This window comes from Rhizobium sp. Root149, assembly GCF_001427345.1.
GTDB lineage: Bacteria > Pseudomonadota > Alphaproteobacteria > Rhizobiales > Rhizobiaceae > Neorhizobium > Neorhizobium rhizoryzae.
In genome coordinates, this window is the sequence record NZ_LMGD01000020.1 from 319,762 (window position 1) to 335,703 (window position 15,942).

16 protein-coding genes are annotated in these 15,942 nt (G+C 58.4%); 10 read left to right on the forward strand and 6 right to left on the reverse strand.

The window, feature by feature from the left end; genetic code table 11:
• The first annotated feature begins 21 nt into the window (after positions 1-21).
• The 6 genes from ugpA (at position 22) to ASD54_RS13700 (ending at position 6,159) form a co-directional block, all read left to right on the forward strand.
• Complete coding sequence (gene ugpA / locus ASD54_RS13675; RefSeq protein ID WP_062555150.1) at positions 22-906, forward strand: sn-glycerol-3-phosphate ABC transporter permease UgpA; 885 nt, start codon at positions 22-24, stop codon at positions 904-906.
• Between the two features lie 9 nt (positions 907-915).
• Entirely contained in the window at positions 916-1,764 is an 849-nt protein-coding gene (gene ugpE, locus ASD54_RS13680; protein WP_062555151.1) for a sn-glycerol-3-phosphate ABC transporter permease UgpE, read from the forward strand.
• A gap of 1 nt (position 1,765) precedes the next feature.
• Positions 1,766-2,857: a sn-glycerol-3-phosphate import ATP-binding protein UgpC gene (locus ASD54_RS13685; protein WP_062555152.1), complete on the forward strand. Its 1,092-nt coding sequence runs from the start codon at positions 1,766-1,768 to the stop codon at positions 2,855-2,857.
• 100 nt (positions 2,858-2,957) lie between these two features.
• Positions 2,958-3,467 (forward strand): cupin domain-containing protein, encoded by a 510-nt coding sequence (locus tag ASD54_RS13690; RefSeq protein WP_062555153.1) that lies wholly within the window; start codon positions 2,958-2,960, stop codon positions 3,465-3,467.
• A 69-nt stretch (positions 3,468-3,536) separates the two neighbouring features.
• Positions 3,537-4,490, forward strand: coding sequence for a glutathione synthase (gshB, locus tag ASD54_RS13695; protein ID WP_062555154.1), 954 nt, complete (start codon positions 3,537-3,539; stop codon positions 4,488-4,490).
• A gap of 136 nt (positions 4,491-4,626) precedes the next feature.
• Positions 4,627-6,159 carry a YifB family Mg chelatase-like AAA ATPase gene (locus ASD54_RS13700; protein WP_062555471.1) on the forward strand — a complete coding sequence of 511 codons (1,533 nt, stop codon included), beginning with the start codon at positions 4,627-4,629 and terminating at the stop codon, positions 6,157-6,159.
• 264 nt (positions 6,160-6,423) lie between these two features.
• On the opposite strand, the gene cysK is transcribed toward ASD54_RS13700, so the two are convergent.
• From cysK to dut, 3 genes are all read right to left on the reverse strand, one after another.
• Positions 6,424-7,389: a cysteine synthase A gene (cysK, locus tag ASD54_RS13705; protein WP_062555155.1), complete on the reverse strand. Its 966-nt coding sequence runs from the start codon at positions 7,387-7,389 to the stop codon at positions 6,424-6,426.
• 156 nt (positions 7,390-7,545) lie between these two features.
• Positions 7,546-8,157, reverse strand: coding sequence for a LysE family translocator (locus ASD54_RS13710; protein WP_062555156.1), 612 nt, complete (start codon positions 8,155-8,157; stop codon positions 7,546-7,548).
• 54 nt (positions 8,158-8,211) lie between these two features.
• Positions 8,212-8,670 (reverse strand): dUTP diphosphatase, encoded by a 459-nt coding sequence (gene dut / locus ASD54_RS13715; RefSeq protein ID WP_062555157.1) that lies wholly within the window; start codon positions 8,668-8,670, stop codon positions 8,212-8,214.
• A gap of 85 nt (positions 8,671-8,755) precedes the next feature.
• Between dut and ASD54_RS13720 the strand changes: the two genes are divergently transcribed.
• The gene (locus tag ASD54_RS13720) at positions 8,756-10,339 is read left to right on the forward strand and encodes a peptide chain release factor 3 (protein WP_062555158.1); all 1,584 of its coding nucleotides are present in this window, start codon (positions 8,756-8,758) and stop codon (positions 10,337-10,339) included.
• On the opposite strand, the gene otsA is transcribed toward ASD54_RS13720, so the two are convergent.
• Together otsA and otsB are read right to left on the reverse strand one after the other, a co-directional pair.
• Positions 10,318-11,718 (reverse strand): alpha,alpha-trehalose-phosphate synthase (UDP-forming), encoded by a 1,401-nt coding sequence (gene otsA / locus ASD54_RS13725; RefSeq protein WP_062555159.1) that lies wholly within the window; start codon positions 11,716-11,718, stop codon positions 10,318-10,320. The two genes, ASD54_RS13720 and otsA, sit on opposite strands and share 22 nt — an antisense overlap.
• Before the next feature lie 42 nt (positions 11,719-11,760).
• Positions 11,761-12,498, reverse strand: a complete 738-nt coding sequence (otsB, locus tag ASD54_RS13730; protein WP_244484755.1) for a trehalose-phosphatase — start codon at positions 12,496-12,498, stop codon at positions 11,761-11,763.
• A gap of 263 nt (positions 12,499-12,761) precedes the next feature.
• Here otsB and ASD54_RS13735 point away from each other — a divergent pair, with 263 nt between their 5' ends.
• The 3 genes from ASD54_RS13735 to ASD54_RS13745 all read left to right on the forward strand — a co-directional run bounded on the left by ASD54_RS13735 (position 12,762) and on the right by ASD54_RS13745 (position 14,712).
• Complete coding sequence (locus tag ASD54_RS13735) at positions 12,762-13,556, forward strand: class II glutamine amidotransferase (RefSeq protein ID WP_062555161.1); 795 nt, start codon at positions 12,762-12,764, stop codon at positions 13,554-13,556.
• A gap of 68 nt (positions 13,557-13,624) precedes the next feature.
• Entirely contained in the window at positions 13,625-14,188 is a 564-nt protein-coding gene (locus ASD54_RS13740; protein WP_062555162.1) for a chromate transporter, read from the forward strand.
• Positions 14,185-14,712, forward strand: coding sequence for a chromate transporter (locus ASD54_RS13745; protein WP_062555163.1), 528 nt, complete (start codon positions 14,185-14,187; stop codon positions 14,710-14,712). Before ASD54_RS13740 ends, ASD54_RS13745 begins: the two co-directional genes overlap by 4 nt.
• Before the next feature lie 5 nt (positions 14,713-14,717).
• Here the strand turns inward: ASD54_RS13745 and coaBC are convergent, their stop codons facing one another.
• Positions 14,718-15,923 carry a bifunctional phosphopantothenoylcysteine decarboxylase/phosphopantothenate--cysteine ligase CoaBC gene (coaBC, locus tag ASD54_RS13750; protein ID WP_062555164.1) on the reverse strand — a complete coding sequence of 402 codons (1,206 nt, stop codon included), beginning with the start codon at positions 15,921-15,923 and terminating at the stop codon, positions 14,718-14,720.
• Between the last annotated feature and the right edge of the window lie 19 nt (positions 15,924-15,942).

Genomic DNA, 15,942 nt, shown 5'->3' on the forward strand with positions numbered 1-15,942 from the left:
GACAGAGCCGAAAGAGCGGCCATGGATACCAAACGTACGACCTTCCACGCGAAGTTTCTTCCTTACATGCTGCTCCTGCCGCAGCTCGTCATCACACTCGTATTTTTCATCTGGCCTGCCGGACAGGCCGTGAAATCCTCCTTCGAGCGCGAAGACCCCTTTGGTCTTGCCACGACCTTCGTGGGCCTTGCCCATTACCGGAAGCTGCTCAGTGACCCGACCTATCTGGACGCGATGGCGCGGACGGCCGTTTTTGCCGTTTCGGTCACAGCGCTTTCCATGCTGCTGGGCCTCGCCTTTGCTGCAGCCGTGGATCGACTTGCGCGCAGTGCAAAATTCTACACGACGCTTCTCGTCTGGCCTTATGCGGTAGCGCCGGTCGTCGCGGGCGTTTTATGGTGGTTTCTCTTCAATACCTCGACGGGGCTCATGCCCTTTGTGCTGGAACGCTTCGGCATTCGCTGGGATCATGATCTCAATGGCACGCATGCGATGATCCTGATCATTGTTGCGGCTGCCTGGAAACAGATCTCCTACAATTTCCTGTTTTTCCTGGCCGGTTTGCAATCCGTGCCGCAGGCGTTGATGGAAGCTGCCGCAATCGATGGCTCCGGCCCCGTGAAACGCTTTTTCACCATTTCGCTGCCGCTTCTCTCGCCCACCACCTTCTTCCTGTTCATCATCAACGTGAACTACACGATGTTCGACACCTTCCCGATTGTTGATGCAACGACGGTTGGCGGGCCGGCACAGGCAACGACCACGCTCGTCTACAAGGTCTATCAGGATGGCTATCTCGGCTTGAACCTCGGCTCCTCCTCGGCGCAATCGGTCCTTCTGATGCTCATCGTCATGGTGCTGACGTTCGTTCAGTTCCGCTACGTCGAACGCCGCGTGCAGTATTGAGAAACGACCATGGTTGAAAACAGACCCCTCCTGAACATCCTCACGCACGCCTTCCTGCTGCTAGGCTTCGCCATCGTGGCCTTGCCGGTCTACGTTGCGGTGATCGCCTCCACCCACGATGTTTCGACCTTGATGAGCAGCCGGATTCCCCTGCTGCCGGGGGATCATTTCATCGAGAATTATCGGATGATCCTGACCAATGCTTCGGCTGCAAATGGCCTTCCGAACTATTCCCACATGGCGCTGAATTCGCTGATCATGGCTCTGGTGATCACAGTGGGAAAGATCGCGATCTCTATTCTGTCAGCTTTTGCGATCGTCTATTTCCGCTTTCCGTTCCGGGTCTTGGCTTTCTGGATCATTTTCGTGACCCTGATGCTGCCGGTGGAAGTGCGCATCATGCCGACCTACAAGATTGTCGCTGATCTGGGCATGCTCAATTCCTGGGCCGGTTTGACGATACCGTTGATCGCATCAGCAACTGCCACCTTCCTATTCCGCCAGTTTTTCATGACGATCCCCGATGAAATGCTGGAGGCGGCACGTGTCGATGGTGCGGGGCCGATGAAATTCTTCCGCGATATTCTGCTGCCGCTGTCCCGCACGAATATCGGTGCGCTCTCGGTCATCCTCTTCATCTACGGCTGGGTGCAATATCTCTGGCCGCTGCTGGTCACCACCGATCCCGGTTACTACACGCTGATGATGGGCATGAAGCGCATGGTCACTGTGCAGGATGGCGTAATCCAGTGGAACCTCGTGATGGCCGGTGCCGTGCTTGCCATGCTGCCCCCCATCCTCATCGTCATATTCATGCAAAGGCTGTTCATCCGCGGCCTTACTGAAACGGAGAAGTAACATGGCCTCGATTTCGATCGACAAGGTCTCGAAGATCTACACGGGTGGCGTGAAGGCGGTAAATTCCGTTTCCATCGATATCGCTGACGGCGAATTCATCGTCCTGGTCGGCCCCTCCGGCTGCGGCAAGTCAACGCTGCTTCGCATGGTAGCCGGGCTGGAAACGATTTCGGAAGGCGAGGTTTCTATCGCGGGGCGTGTCGTCAACCGCATGGAACCGGCCGAGCGCGACATTGCCATGGTCTTCCAGAACTATGCGCTCTATCCGCATATGACGGTCTACCAGAACCTCGCCTATGGCTTGAAGAATCGTGGCACGCCGAAGGCGGAAATTGATGCACGGGTGGCCGAAGCCGCGCGCATGCTGGAGATCACCCAGTATCTGGAGCGCAAGCCGCGCGCGCTTTCCGGCGGTCAGCGTCAACGCGTTGCCATGGGACGTGCGATCGTACGCAAGCCTGCGGCCTTTCTCTTCGACGAGCCGCTCTCCAATCTCGATGCGAAGTTGCGCGTGTCCATGCGCGGCGAAATCAAGCGTCTCCAGCGGCGTCTCGGCACCACCTCGATCTATGTGACCCATGATCAGCTGGAAGCCATGACACTGGCGGACCGGCTGGTGGTGCTGAACGGCGGAGAGATCGAGCAGATCGGCTCTCCACTCGAAGTCTATCACGCACCTGCATCCACCTTTGTTGCAAGTTTCATTGGCTCTCCCGCCATGAACCTTGTTCGGGCAGAGGTGCAAGGCTCCAAACTGACGATCGGCTCCGGACAGCTGGAGCTTTCAACAGCGAGGCCCTCGGGAGTGGTGACCGTGGGGTTGCGGGCAGAAGATCTGCGGTTGGCGCCGGCCGGCGAGACAGGGCTTCCCTTCCGGCTGGATTACATCGAAGAACTGGGCTCCCAGCGTCTTGCGCATGGTTTTGTCGGAGATCAGTCTCTGACAGCGGCTTTTCCTGCCGAAACCTTCCTTGCGGAAAACCTTTGTCTGGTGATTGATCCGGCACGGCTTCATTTCTTCGATCCAACCAGTGGAAAAAGGCTTGCGGTGGAGGGGTCGAGGCCACTTGGCCGATCTGCAGCCAGCGCATGATCCGAATTTCGGGCAAATGACTAAAATGCGAGTGACCCCGGAAACCTGATCCTCGGTTGTGCCTGATACTCTCCGCCCGAATCTCGCAGTGGGGGAAAGTATGGTTTTGAAACTGGCCTTGGCTGGAGCTCTGGCTCTGGCGCATCGTAGACGGACTGCCAATGAAGTGGCAGTCCCCGCTCCGTTCATCGGTGCCAGCAACGAGCATCTTGTAAAGGATCTGGTTTCCTCGCCCATAGAGCCCAGCTGGATACTGTCCGGAAGCCCTGAGGCGCGAGTTGCCTACCATTCAAATGCGACTGACAAATGTGCCTGTACGGCGATGTGGGATTGCACGGCTGGCTCATTCAGGTGGTTTTTTGGCGAAGATGAAACCGTCGTCATTCTGGAAGGCGATGTTTTCGTCATCGCGGAAGATGGCACGCAGAAACTGCTGAAAGCAGGCGATGTCGGTTACTTCAAGGCCGGAACCTGGGCGACCTGGAAGGTGGAGCGCTATGTCCGAAAGATCGCCTTCATGCGCCAGCCGCTCGATCTGCCCGTTTCCCTGTTTTATCGTATCCGCAGGCGCGTCATCCGCAAGCTGAAGGGCCGAAGAACAGCACTCTGAGCCCATTCTCGCGTTGCCATTGCCCCTCAGGCATCCTACATCTGCCAGGTAATCTCTTGAGGGGCAGTCATGGCCAATATTCGTAAAGTCGCGTTCCAGATGGACCACGTGTCCGGCATCAATATCGCCGGAGATTCTACCTTCGCCATGGCGCTGGAAGCGCAGGCGCGCGGCTACGAACTCTTTCACTATACGCCCGACAGGCTGACCATGCGCGATGGCAAGATATTTGCCGCCGTGGAAGCCATGCAGTTGCGTGACGAAAAGGGCAATCATTTCACGCTCGGCGAGCGGGAGCGCGTCGATCTGTCGACTATGGATGTCGTCCACCTGCGGCAGGACCCGCCCTTTGACATGGGTTACATCACATCTACCCATCTTCTGGAGCGTATCCATCCGAAGACGCTGGTCGTGAACGATCCTGCCTGGGTGCGCAACTCACCGGAAAAGATTTTCGTGACCGAGTTCGCGGATCTGATGCCGCCGACCCTGATTACCAAGGATGTTGGCGAGATTGCCCGCTTCCGGGAGGAGCTCGGCGACATCATCCTGAAGCCGCTCTATGGCAATGGCGGCGCAGGCGTCTTCCACTCTGCCCGTAATGATCGCAACTTTTCGTCGCTTCTGGAAATGTTCGGCCAGATGTATCGCGAGCCTTACATCGCTCAGGCCTATCTGCCGGCCGTGCGCAAGGGTGACAAGCGAATCCTCCTCGTTGATGGAAATCCGGTGGGCGCGATCAACCGCGTGCCAGCAGAGCACGACGCCCGCTCCAATATGCATGTCGGCGGACGTGCAGAGCCGACGGAGTTGACCCGCCGCGAGCAGGAAATCTGCGAGCGTATCGGACCAGCGCTGCGGGAGCGCGGCTTCCTGTTCGTCGGGATTGATGTCATCGGTGACTACATGACCGAGATCAATGTCACGTCTCCAACCGGCATTCGCGAAGTCAAGAAGTTCGGCGGGGTCGATGCAGCCGCGCTGCTTTGGGATGCGATCGAGGCAAAGCGTTCTGCCGCTTGAGAGTTGAGGCACTTCAAATTTAGGTGCAACTTTAACAGGAATTTTGTTCTCTAATTGTTCTTGTTTCCGCCTTCAAGTTGTGCTTGATTGCACGCGAGCTTCGGTGCTGCTGCCGAAGCGTGGCTGGCAGGTGGAAATGGTCGCGCGTGTTAATACGGTTGCCTTTCAGGGCATAGAGGGCGTCCCTGTTGACGTGCAGGTCATGGTGGGCCCGGGGAAGCTCGCCATGCAGATCGTTGGCCTGCCGGACAAGGCGGTAGCGGAGAGTCGTGAGCGCGTACAGGCAGCCCTGCATGCCTCCGGTCTCGCGCTGCCGCCGAAAAGGATCACGATCAATCTGGCGCCTGCGGATCTTCCCAAGGAGGGATCTCACTTTGATCTGCCGATTGCACTCGGGCTGATGGCTGCCTTGGGCGCCATTCCAGTCGAAGCACTGGCAAGTTACGTTGTGATTGGCGAGCTCAACCTGGACGGAACACTGGCTGCAGTGGCCGGTGCCTTGCCTGCAGCCATTGGTGCAAATGCGCTCGGCAAAGGGCTCATCTGCCCGGCAGACAGCGGTGCGGAGGCTGCCTGGGCCGGTGCCGAGTTCGATATTCTGGCACCTCGCAGTCTGATTGCGCTGGCCAATCATTTTCGCGGAAGCCAGCTTCTTTCAAGGCCAGCACCGGCAATTCGTGCAGCTCCCACCAATTTGCCGGATCTCGCCGAGATCAAAGGACAGGAAAGCGCCAAGCGAGCGCTGGAAGTTGCTGCGGCGGGTGGTCATAATCTTCTGATGGTGGGGCCGCCAGGTTCTGGAAAGTCGATGCTGGCGGCGCGCCTTCCTTCCATTCTCCCGCCGCTTTCCGCAGCGGAGCTTCTGGAAGTCTCCATGATTCACTCGATTGCGGGTCAACTTTCGGGAGGGAAGCTCTCGGACCGGCGTCCGTTCCGCACACCGCATCATTCGGCCACCATGGCAGCGCTTGTCGGTGGTGGTTTTCGGGCAAAACCGGGTGAGGCATCGCTGTCACATCACGGCGTGCTGTTCCTTGACGAATTTCCCGAATTTTCCCCGCAGGTTCTTGATGCCTTGCGACAGCCGCTGGAAACGGGCGAGTGCATCATTGCACGCGCCAATCACCGGGTCTCTTATCCGGCCAATATACAACTGGTCGCTGCCATGAATCCGTGCCGATGCGGCATGGCCGGTGAGCCGGGGCATACCTGTGCCAAGGGTCCCAAATGCATGACGGATTATCAGGCACGCATCTCGGGGCCTCTGCTGGATCGCATCGATATCCGTATCGACGTGCCCGCTGTTGCGGCAGCGGACCTCATCCGTCCTCGTCCGGCGGAAAGCAGTGCCGATGTAGCTGCCCGCGTCGCGAAGGCAAGAGATCGCCAGCGCCGGAGATTTATTGCCGCAGGCATGCCCTATATCAGCACCAATGCAAGATGTTCGACCTCGCTCATCGAGCAGGTCGCTGAACCTGACACTGCCGGAGCACAGTTGTTAAGGGATGCGGCTGACAAGATGAAATTCTCGGCGCGTGCCTATCATCGGGTGCTGAAAGTAGCCAGAACACTTGCGGATCTGGATGACTGCGACCGTGTTGGGCGCATCCATCTCGCGGAAGCCATATCCTACCGAATAGCAGGTGAACGGTTGACTGCAGCCGTCTGACGACAGGCTCTTGAGATAACCAGGGAGGTTCGGTGATGAGTAGAGCGGATGACCGCTTGTACACCTCTCACGCCAGATGTCGGGCTGGCCTCGACCATGGAAATCAGCCCTGACGGCGTAGCGCTAATGCATGTCGCGCTCAACCGGATTCGGTTGAGCGAAACGAACATGCATCATTTCAAAGTCTTACAGCGTCGTCCGCGCGTTCAATCGAACGCGCCGCGCTGTAGTCATGTCAGGCAAGTCTTATCGTGTTGCTTGGCTTCAGGCACCGAGACCGTCGAACAGGACGGTCGAGAGGTAGCGTTCTGCAAAAGACGGAATGATCACGACGAGATTTTTGCCTTCATTCTCTGGCCGGGAGCCGATTTTGATGGCGGCTGCGAGTGCTGCGCCAGACGAGATGCCGACGGGCACGCCTTCGAGACGAGCCACCAGACGAGCGGTGTCGATGGCCTCCTGGCTGGCAATGGTGACGATTTCGTCATAGACGGATCGGTCTAGGATCCTAGGCGCAAAGCCCGCACCGATGCCCTGGATCTTGTGAGGGCCGGGCTCTCCACCCGACAGGACTGGAGATTCGGCGGGTTCAACGGCGATGACCTTGATGTCCGGCTTGCGGCTCTTCAGAACCTGACCTGTGCCGGTAATCGTGCCACCGGTACCGATGCCAGACACGAAGAAGTCGACCTGTCCGTCTGTATCGTTCCAGATTTCCTCCGCGGTTGTCTTGCGGTGTATTTCAGGATTGGCCGGGTTCTCGAATTGCTGGGGGATAATTGCATCGGGCAGGCTGGCCGCCAGCTCTTCTGCCTTGGCGATTGCTCCCTTCATCCCCTTAGGCCCCTCGGTCAAAACAAGTTCCGCGCCCAGAAGCGCCAACATCTTGCGACGCTCGATGGACATGGTCTCCGGCATGGTAAGGATGAGGCGGTAACCCTTGGCGGCGGCTGCAAAGGCGAGTGCAATGCCCGTATTTCCGGAGGTCGGTTCGACCAGAACTGTCTTGCCCGGCGTAATCGTACCTGCAGCTTCCAAAGCCTCGATCATTGCAACGCCAATACGGTCCTTGACGGAGGCGATGGGGTTGAAAAATTCCAGCTTGGCCAAAAGATTTGCCTTCACACCCTTCTCCTTGGCCAGCTTATCCAGCCGCACAATCGGGGTGTTGCCAATCGTTTCGGTGATCGAGGAATAGATTTTGCCGCGACCCGGTTTTGCATCAGTCATTGCGTATCTCCAAGCATTCGTCAGGCATCGAGTTTGGGGTGATTGAGCCTCAACCTAAGCCGTAAAACTGTGTTGCGCGAGAGGAGAGTGAACGCTGTCCCCCGGGCTTGGCGGAATAATTTTTCCCGCGTTGCATCCGAGGCTTACCCTGCGTTCTCAGCGTGCTGCGATGTAAGCCGCTGTTCCCGCCAGAATACCTGCTGCCGAACGATTAAGTGCCTGCAGCGTGCGCGGTTTCTTCAGGAGTTCGCGGGCTTTCGATGCGAGCAAAATATAGGGCAACAAGACCGCGATCAGCACGATGAACGTGGTCGCTACCAGAACCGCATAATCTCGCAGACCGATGTCCTGTAACGGTATCAGGGTCGGCACGAGCGCCACGTAAAACAGCATGGTCTTCGGATTGCCAAGCGTGACCAGCAGTCCGGATAGAAATGCCATCATGCCTGTGGCGCCGCGGGTCGCCTGAATATCCTGCCGCAGCAAACCGGCGGTCCACAGCTTCCAGGCGATATAGCAGAGATAGAGAGCACCAAGATATTTGATGATGAGAAAGGGCGTCGTGAAATTCTGCGCAAGAATGGCAAGGCCGAGAATGACGGCCGTGAGATAGACGAGATCACCCAGAATGAGGCCAAGCCCCATGAAGAATGTGGGGCGGAAGCCGGATCCGAGAGCTCGCGCGACAATGGCTGTCATGCCGGGACCGGGAATGGCCGCTGCGATGAACAGAGCGCCAGCATAGGTGATCAATGAAGCAAGGGTCATGAACTATCTCCTCATTCGCCATTGCTAATTGCGTTGCGATCCGGGCGCAACGGTTTATACGCCGGTAGAGCCGAAGCCGCCCGCACCTCGCGCCGTGTCATTGAACGTATCGGCCTCCTGCACCTGAGCCTGAACAACGGGTGCGAAAACCAGCTGTGCGATCCGCATGCCGCGGTCGATTGTGAAATCCTCCTGGCCCAGATTGATCAGCAGGACCTTAACCTCGCCGCGATAGTCGCTGTCGATCGTGCCGGGTGTGTTGAGACAGGTCACGCCATGTTTGAACGCTAGCCCGGAGCGAGGGCGAACCTGAATTTCAAAGCCCTGCGGTATCTCGAAAATAAAGCCGGTTGGCACAAGCATGCGAGCGCCGGGCTGCAGGACGAGAGGTTCACTCACAGCGGCGCGAATGTCCATACCAGCCGCGCCCGCGGTTTCATAAGCCGGCAGATCAAGCCCCTCAGCATGAGGCAGTCGAACGAGTTTCAGGGCAGGGCCGATGACTTCGCGCATGAGCGTCTCCTTCAAATCAGGCAGGTCAATTGCATAATTGGCCCGAAATCGCTAGATACGCCGCAACTCGAAGGATTTGCACATCATGGCTGAAAGCATTGCCGAGGCGGTATCCCGCCGCCGCACATTCGCGATTATCGCGCACCCGGACGCCGGTAAGACGACGCTCACTGAAAAACTGCTCTTGTTCGGCGGTGCCATTCAGCTCGCAGGTGAGGTGAAGGCGAAGAAGGATCGTATCCAGACCCGGTCCGACTGGATGAAGATCGAGCGCGAACGCGGCATTTCCGTCGTGACCTCGGTCATGACCTTCGAATATGAAGGCAATGTTTTCAATATTCTGGATACGCCGGGTCACGAGGACTTCGCGGACGATACCTACCGCACGCTGACGGCGGTGGATGCAGCTGTCATGGTTATCGATGCCGCCAAGGGTATCGAGCCGCGAACGCTGAAGCTCTTTGAAGTCTGCCGCATGCGCGACATTCCGATCATCACATTCGTCAACAAGATGGACCGCGAGAGCCGCGATACCTTCGAAATCCTCGACGAAGTGGAAGAGAAACTGGCGCTGGACACGGCGCCGGTCACCTGGCCTGTCGGGCGGTCCAAAACCTTCTGCGGCTCCTACAATCTGGCCAACAACACCTATCGTGGTTCCGACACACAGGTTGAGCCGTTGAAGGTGAATGGTCCGCAAAGTGTTGCAGAAAACCTGCCGGAAAACGAACGCGACGCTTTCATCGACGAGCTGGAACTGGCCCGGGAAGCCTGCCGCCCGTTCGACCGCCAGGCTTTTCTAGAAGGCCATATGACGCCGGTCTTCTTCGGCTCGGCGCTCAGAAACTTTGGCGTTCGTGATCTCATCAATGCGCTGGGCGATTTTGCGCCTCCTCCACGAGATCAGGTAGCCGATACCCGCACCGTTCATGCGGCTGAAGACAAGATGACGGCCTTCGTCTTCAAGATCCAGGCAAACATGGACCCCAACCATCGCGACCGCATTGCTTTTGCCCGCATCTGCTCCGGCAAGCTGGAGCGCGGCATGAAGGCGCGCCTGGCCCGTACCGGCAAGCAGATGGGCCTGACCGCACCGCAGTTCTTCTTTGCCTCGCAGCGCCAGCTGGCTGATACAGCCTATGCAGGCGATGTGGTGGGTATTCCGAACCACGGCACGCTGCGTATCGGTGATACGCTGACAGAAGGCGAAGCGCTGGTCTTCCAGGGCGTGCCGAACTTCTCGCCGGAAATCCTGCGACGCGTGCGGTTGGAAGATGCCATGAAGGCGAAGAAGCTGAAAGAAGCGCTTCAGCAGATGGCCGAAGAAGGCGTTGTACAGCTCTTCTCGCCAGAGGATGGCTCACCGGCCATTGTCGGCGTGGTCGGTGCCTTGCAGCTTGACGTTCTGAAGGAACGGCTTTCGGCGGAATACAGCCTTCCTGTGTCGTTTGAAATGTCGCGCTTTTCGGTCTGCCGCTGGATTTCCTCGGAAAACAAGGCCGACATGGAGAAGTTTCTGACCGTTAAGCGTGGCGATATCGCCCGCGATCTGGACGGTGACCCTGTCTTTCTGGCTCAGGATGCCTTCTCTCTGCGCTATGAGGCGGAACGTTACCCGTCCATCAAGATGGTTGCCATCAAGGAGTATCACGTCGCCAAGGCGGCGTGATCCCCTTCGGACGTAAGGTCTGCCAGGAAGTCGTCGCACCAGCGTTTCACGTCATGAACCAGCAAATGGTCCATCATGCCGCGCCAACGCTGGATGCGCTCCTCCTTGCCCATCGTCAGGGCGCGAGCAATTGCATGGCCCGTTCCCTCGATGTCGTAGGGATTGACCAGAAGGGCGCCGTTCAGTTCGCGTGCCGCTCCCGCAAAACGTGATAGCACCAGCACACCGGGATCTTCCGGATCTTGTGCGGCGACGAATTCTTTTGCGACAAGGTTCATGCCATCTCGCAAAGGTGTCACAAGACCAACCTTTGCCAGCCGGTAGAGTCCTGCCAGAACGGGGCGCCCTATAGATCGGTTGATGTAGCGGATGGGAACCCAGTCCACGGTGCCGAGAGCGCCATTCACCCGGCCAGCCTGCTCTGCAACGGTGCGCTGCATGGCCTCGTACTCCGGCACTTCCGATCGCGATTTCGGGGTGATCTGCAGATAGGTGACCTTTCCCTGATAGGCGGGATTGTGGGACACCAGGCTCTCATAGGCGTCGATGCGCTGTGTAATGCCTTTGGAGTAATCGAGCCGGTCGACACCGATGATCAGATCGCGGCCCTCAAGGCTCTGCCTTGCCTTGCGCACCATGGTAGTGGAGGCGGCCCGTTTGGCAAATTCTGCGAAGGCTGCTGTCTCGATGCCGATGGAATAAAAGCCGCCCTTGAAGGTTCGCCCGTGTGAAGAATAAAGCCCCTCTCCAACCGCATTGCCGAAACCCTCGCGAACCAGGCAGCCACGGAAGTTTTCCAAATCGTGGTCTGTCTGAAAACCGACAACGTCGTAATGGGTTAGACCACGCATGATCTCTTCGTGAACCGGCATGGCAAACAGTACATCTGCTGGCGGCCAGGGTATGTGCAGGAAAAACCCAATCTTGTTCTTGAAGCCCATCTGCCGGAGCTCCGCTGCAAGCGGGATCAAGTGATAATCGTGAATCCAGAGTATATCGTCTTCCTGGATGAGAGGAGCCACCCGATGGGCGAAAAAGCGGTTGACCCTGAAGTAACCGGCCATTTCCTTGCGCCCATACTCTGCGAGATCCAGCCGGTAATGACATATTGGCCAGAGAACACGATTGGCGAAGCCGTGGTAATATTCTTCGACATCGGTGCTCGTCAGATCGGTCAGCGCATAGGTAATGTTGCCGCGCTCCGTCAGCGCCAGCGGGGCGGGCTCCTTTGTGCCGCTCGACTTTCCCGACCAGCCCATCCACACGCCGCCGCGCTCTTCAAGCGCTGCCTGAAGTGCGACCGCAAGTCCGCCGGCAGGTGCCGTGCCGTTTTTCTCTGGCATGGGCACGCGGTTGGAAATGACAACGAGACGGCTCACAATAAACTCCCTCTTCAACGATCGAATTCAATCCGAATGGTGTCAGGCCTGGCGTGCCAGATCGGCCAGAATCTTCCTGAGTGCATCGGGTGACGGTATCGCACGCACCGCGGCAGTATCGCGCAGTTCCCCGATCCGGATCGACAGGCCTCCCAACTCGTTGGCGACTTTGAACATCGCCTCATCCGTCAGATCATCACCGATGGCGATGGGTTTGCGCCCCAGAAAGGGTTCCGCGTCGAGAAAGGCTCTAAGGGCCTCTCCCTTGCTTGCACGCGCAGGCCTGATCTCGATCACCATTTTGCCGCGTTGAAGCGTGTAGTCAGCCCCTGCCTCCTCGACAGCAGACTGCATGACGGCGTCCAGCGCTCCGGCCCATTGCTGCGCCTGACGGTAATGGGCCGCCACTGCTGATCCCTTGTCTTCGATGATGACGCCGTCCCAGTCGGCGGTTACGCGGACCAGAGATCGTTTTAGCGCCTCGAAATCGTCGTCTTGGGGTAGCCGTTCCAGATCCCCGGCAGAATTTCGCCTTTCTGCACCATGAAGGCCGGCGATTGGCAAAGCCAGCGGTGAGAAAAGCTGGTCTGCAAAGGAAACCGCACGGCCTGTAACAAGTCCGACCGCGCCGCCCAGAACATTTGAGATCTGCGACAGGGTCGAAATCAACCCGTCAGGAACAACAACCGCTTCCGGCGTCTCTGCCAGGTCTATCAGAGTACCATCAATATCGAGGAAAAGCGCCCAGGCTTGAGGCTCGCTTGAAAGCTCTTCAAGCACTGCCGGGTCCGCGAGGGGTATCTTGGCTTCACAAGCTGTATCAGGTGTTAACATGTTTTGGGATGTAGACCGGCCCCCTCATAAGGCAAGGTGTCAACCGCGAACTGACTGCTTCGGTGTCGGTACGCCTGGTCATTCGTTTGACGATGTCCAGGCAAATTCATCGGGGCACGATGTTTGCTAATGCATCATTTACCAATTCGTCACAAACTTTTGTCGGTAGCCTGTCAGTTTGGCAGGCATTTAAGTCAGGAAGATCGATCATGTGTCGCTGGGCCGCCTATCGCGGTAACCCTCTTTACCTGGAGGAACTCGTTTCCTCTCCTGCCCACTCCCTTATCGAGCAGAGCCATTGTGCAAGCAGAGCCAAGACAGCCACAAACGGTGACGGTTTTGGCATTGCCTGGTATGGCGATCACCCGGAGCCGGGGCGCTACCGCGATATTTTGCCGGCCTGGTCGGACTGCAACTTGCGTAGTCTAGCCCGCCAGATCCGGTCTCCGCTATTTCTGGCCCATGTGCGTGCAGCGACCAGCGGTGGCACGCGCCGAGACAATTGCCATCCCTTCGTTTTCGGCCCCTGGTCCTTCATGCACAACGGACAGGTGGCAGGCTTCGACAAGATCCGCCGCAAGCTGGAAGCGCATCTGTCGGATGAACTCTTCCATGCCCGGTCTGGCACGACAGATTCCGAACTGCTTTTCCTGCTCTCCCTCGAAATGGGCATGGCGAAGGATCCGATCGGTGCCGTTTCTCGCGCAATCGCCCTGGTGCAGAAACATGCCGCAGAGGAAGGGGCCAATCCGCTGGTGCGCTTCACGGCAGCTTTCTCGGACGGCAAATCGCTCTATGCAGTTCGCTATGCCAGCGATCAAAAGCCCCCGACGCTGTACGCGGCTCCCATGGGGCCACGAGGCGGCTATTGCCTCGTGTCTGAGCCATTGAACGATGACGTTGATGCCTGGACGGAGATCCCCGCCGGAAGCGCCGTTCTGGTGACGGATGATGGACTGCTGACCTCTGCATTTTCGCCCGCACCTTTCGCGAAAGCGGCTTGATCACAAAACCGGACGGCCAGATCAGTCGATCTGGCCGTCCGGCATTGCAATGGAAATGAGAGTTGACGATGAAGACTGACGGCGCCCCCACGATTTCCTCAGCGCCCCCGACCAGTTTTCAGCTGTTTCTCGGTTTCTTAGGGATAGGCATCATCGGCTTTGGCGGCGTTCTGCCCTTGGCCCGTCGCATGCTGGTGGAAGACCGACGCTGGCTGACGTCCGATGAATTCGTCGATCTTCTGGGTCTTTGCCAGTTCCTGCCAGGTGGCAATGTCATCAATATTTCCGTCGCCGTTGGCATGAAGTTTCGCGGGTGGCGTGGTGCTTTGGCGTCCATTCTCGGCCTGACGGCGGTTCCAACGGCTTTCGTCATCGTTCTCGGCGTGATCTACGATCGGTATCGTGACGATCCGCATGTGCAGCAAGTCTTCGCAGGTCTGGCAGCAGCGGCAGCGGGCTTGCTGATCGCCATGGCAATCAAGCTCGTGAGGCCGATCCTCACCAAACCGGCAGCGCTCTTCATCGCCTCCTTGCTCTTCTTTGCGGTCGCCTTCCTGCGTCTGCCGCTATTGCCGACCATGCTGGTTCTCGCGCCGTTATCCGTTCTTCTGGCCTGGAGGCTGCGTCCATGATCGGAACCCTCCTTGCCCTGGCCTTCATCTTCACCGAACTGTCGCTCATGGCGTTTGGCGGAGGCTATGCGGTTCTGCCCGAGATCCAGCGGCGGGTGGTGGATGTGCAGCACTGGGTGACGGCGGAGGAATTCAGCGCACTCTTCGCGCTTGCGCAGGCGGCACCCGGACCAAACATGATGATCGTCCCGCTCATCGGCTGGCACGTTGCCGGATTGCCGGGGCTTGCGGTCGCGTCGATCGCGAAATTCCTGCCGTCGTCGCTGATCACCTGCCTGACCGTGTCGGTCTGGGACCGGTTTAGGGACCGCCCCTGGCGCGCCGTGGTACAGGCTGGGCTCCTGCCCATCACGACCGGGTTGGTCGCGGCCAGTGCCGTCGTGATTACCGTCGCATCCGCCCATACGCTGCTGCTTGCCGGGATAACGGGCGTCACGGCTGCAATCTCCATCTGGACGCGCGCCCACCCTGTTGCGGTTCTTGGGCTCGGTGCGGCCGTGGGTCTCGCCTCAAGCTATCTCTGACGCTGCTATCCGAGCCGACGGGCAATCTCGTGGGCAAGCTTCTCGGCAACTTCGTCCTTGCCAAGATCCGGCCACTCCTCGAGGCCTGAGGACGAAATAATCTTCACCCGATTGCGATCGCCACCCATGATGCCGGTCGCAGGCGAAACATCGTTTGCGACGATGATATCCGCTCCCTTGGCTTCCAGCTTGCGACGGCCATTCTGCTCGACATTCTGCGTCTCGGCTGCAAAGCCCACCACGAAGCGGGGTCGAAGGGCATGGTGACCTATCGTCTTCAGGATATCCGGATTTTCGGTGAGTTGAAGTGGAGCCGGAGGTTCACCCGGTTGCTTCTTGATCTTCTGGTCCGAGGAACCCGCGACGCGCCAGTCTGCCACCGCCGCCACCATCACGGCGATATCTGCCGGAAGGGAATTCAGAACAGCATGCAGCATTTGGTTCGCGGTTTCGACATGGGTAGTGGTAACCCCCGTCGGATCGGCAATCACGACCGGCCCCGAAATCAGCGTGACCTCGGCACCCAGCTTTGCAAGGGCTGCGGCAATGGCGTGACCCTGCTTGCCGGACGAACGATTGGCGATGTAACGCACGGGATCGATCGGCTCGTGTGTCGGGCCTGATGTAACAATGGCCTTTTTGCCCGCTAGCGGCTTCTCGCCCGGCGAAAGCAGGGCGGTGGCCGCTGCAACAATTTCCAGCGGTTCGGCCATGCGACCCGTGCCAGCCTCGCCACTTTCCGCCATTTCGCCTTTCATGGGGCCAATGAAATGAATGCAGTCCTGTTGAAGCGTTGCCACGTTGCGCCGCGTGGGTGCCGCATCCCACATCTTCGGGTTCATGGCGGGCGCAACAAGAACAGGCCGGTCGGTTGCCAGCAGCACGGCGCTGGGTAGATCGTCGGCCAGACCATGCGCCATCTTGGCCATCAGATCAGCGGTTGCGGGTGCGACCAGAACCAGATCGCAATCGCGAGCAAGCCGGATATGTCCGACATCCTGCTCGTCTTCCCGCGAAAAGAGATCGGTATAGACATGCCCCGAAGAGAGCGCGCCGACGGCAAGCGGCGTGATGAATTCCTGCGCAGCCCGCGACATCACCGGCCTGACCTCAGCACCCCGTTCGCGAAGGCGACGGATCAGGTCGAGGCTTTTATAGGCGGCAATGCCACCCGAAATGATGAGAAGAATGCGCTTTCCCGCAAGATCCATGACCGCACTCACTCCTGCC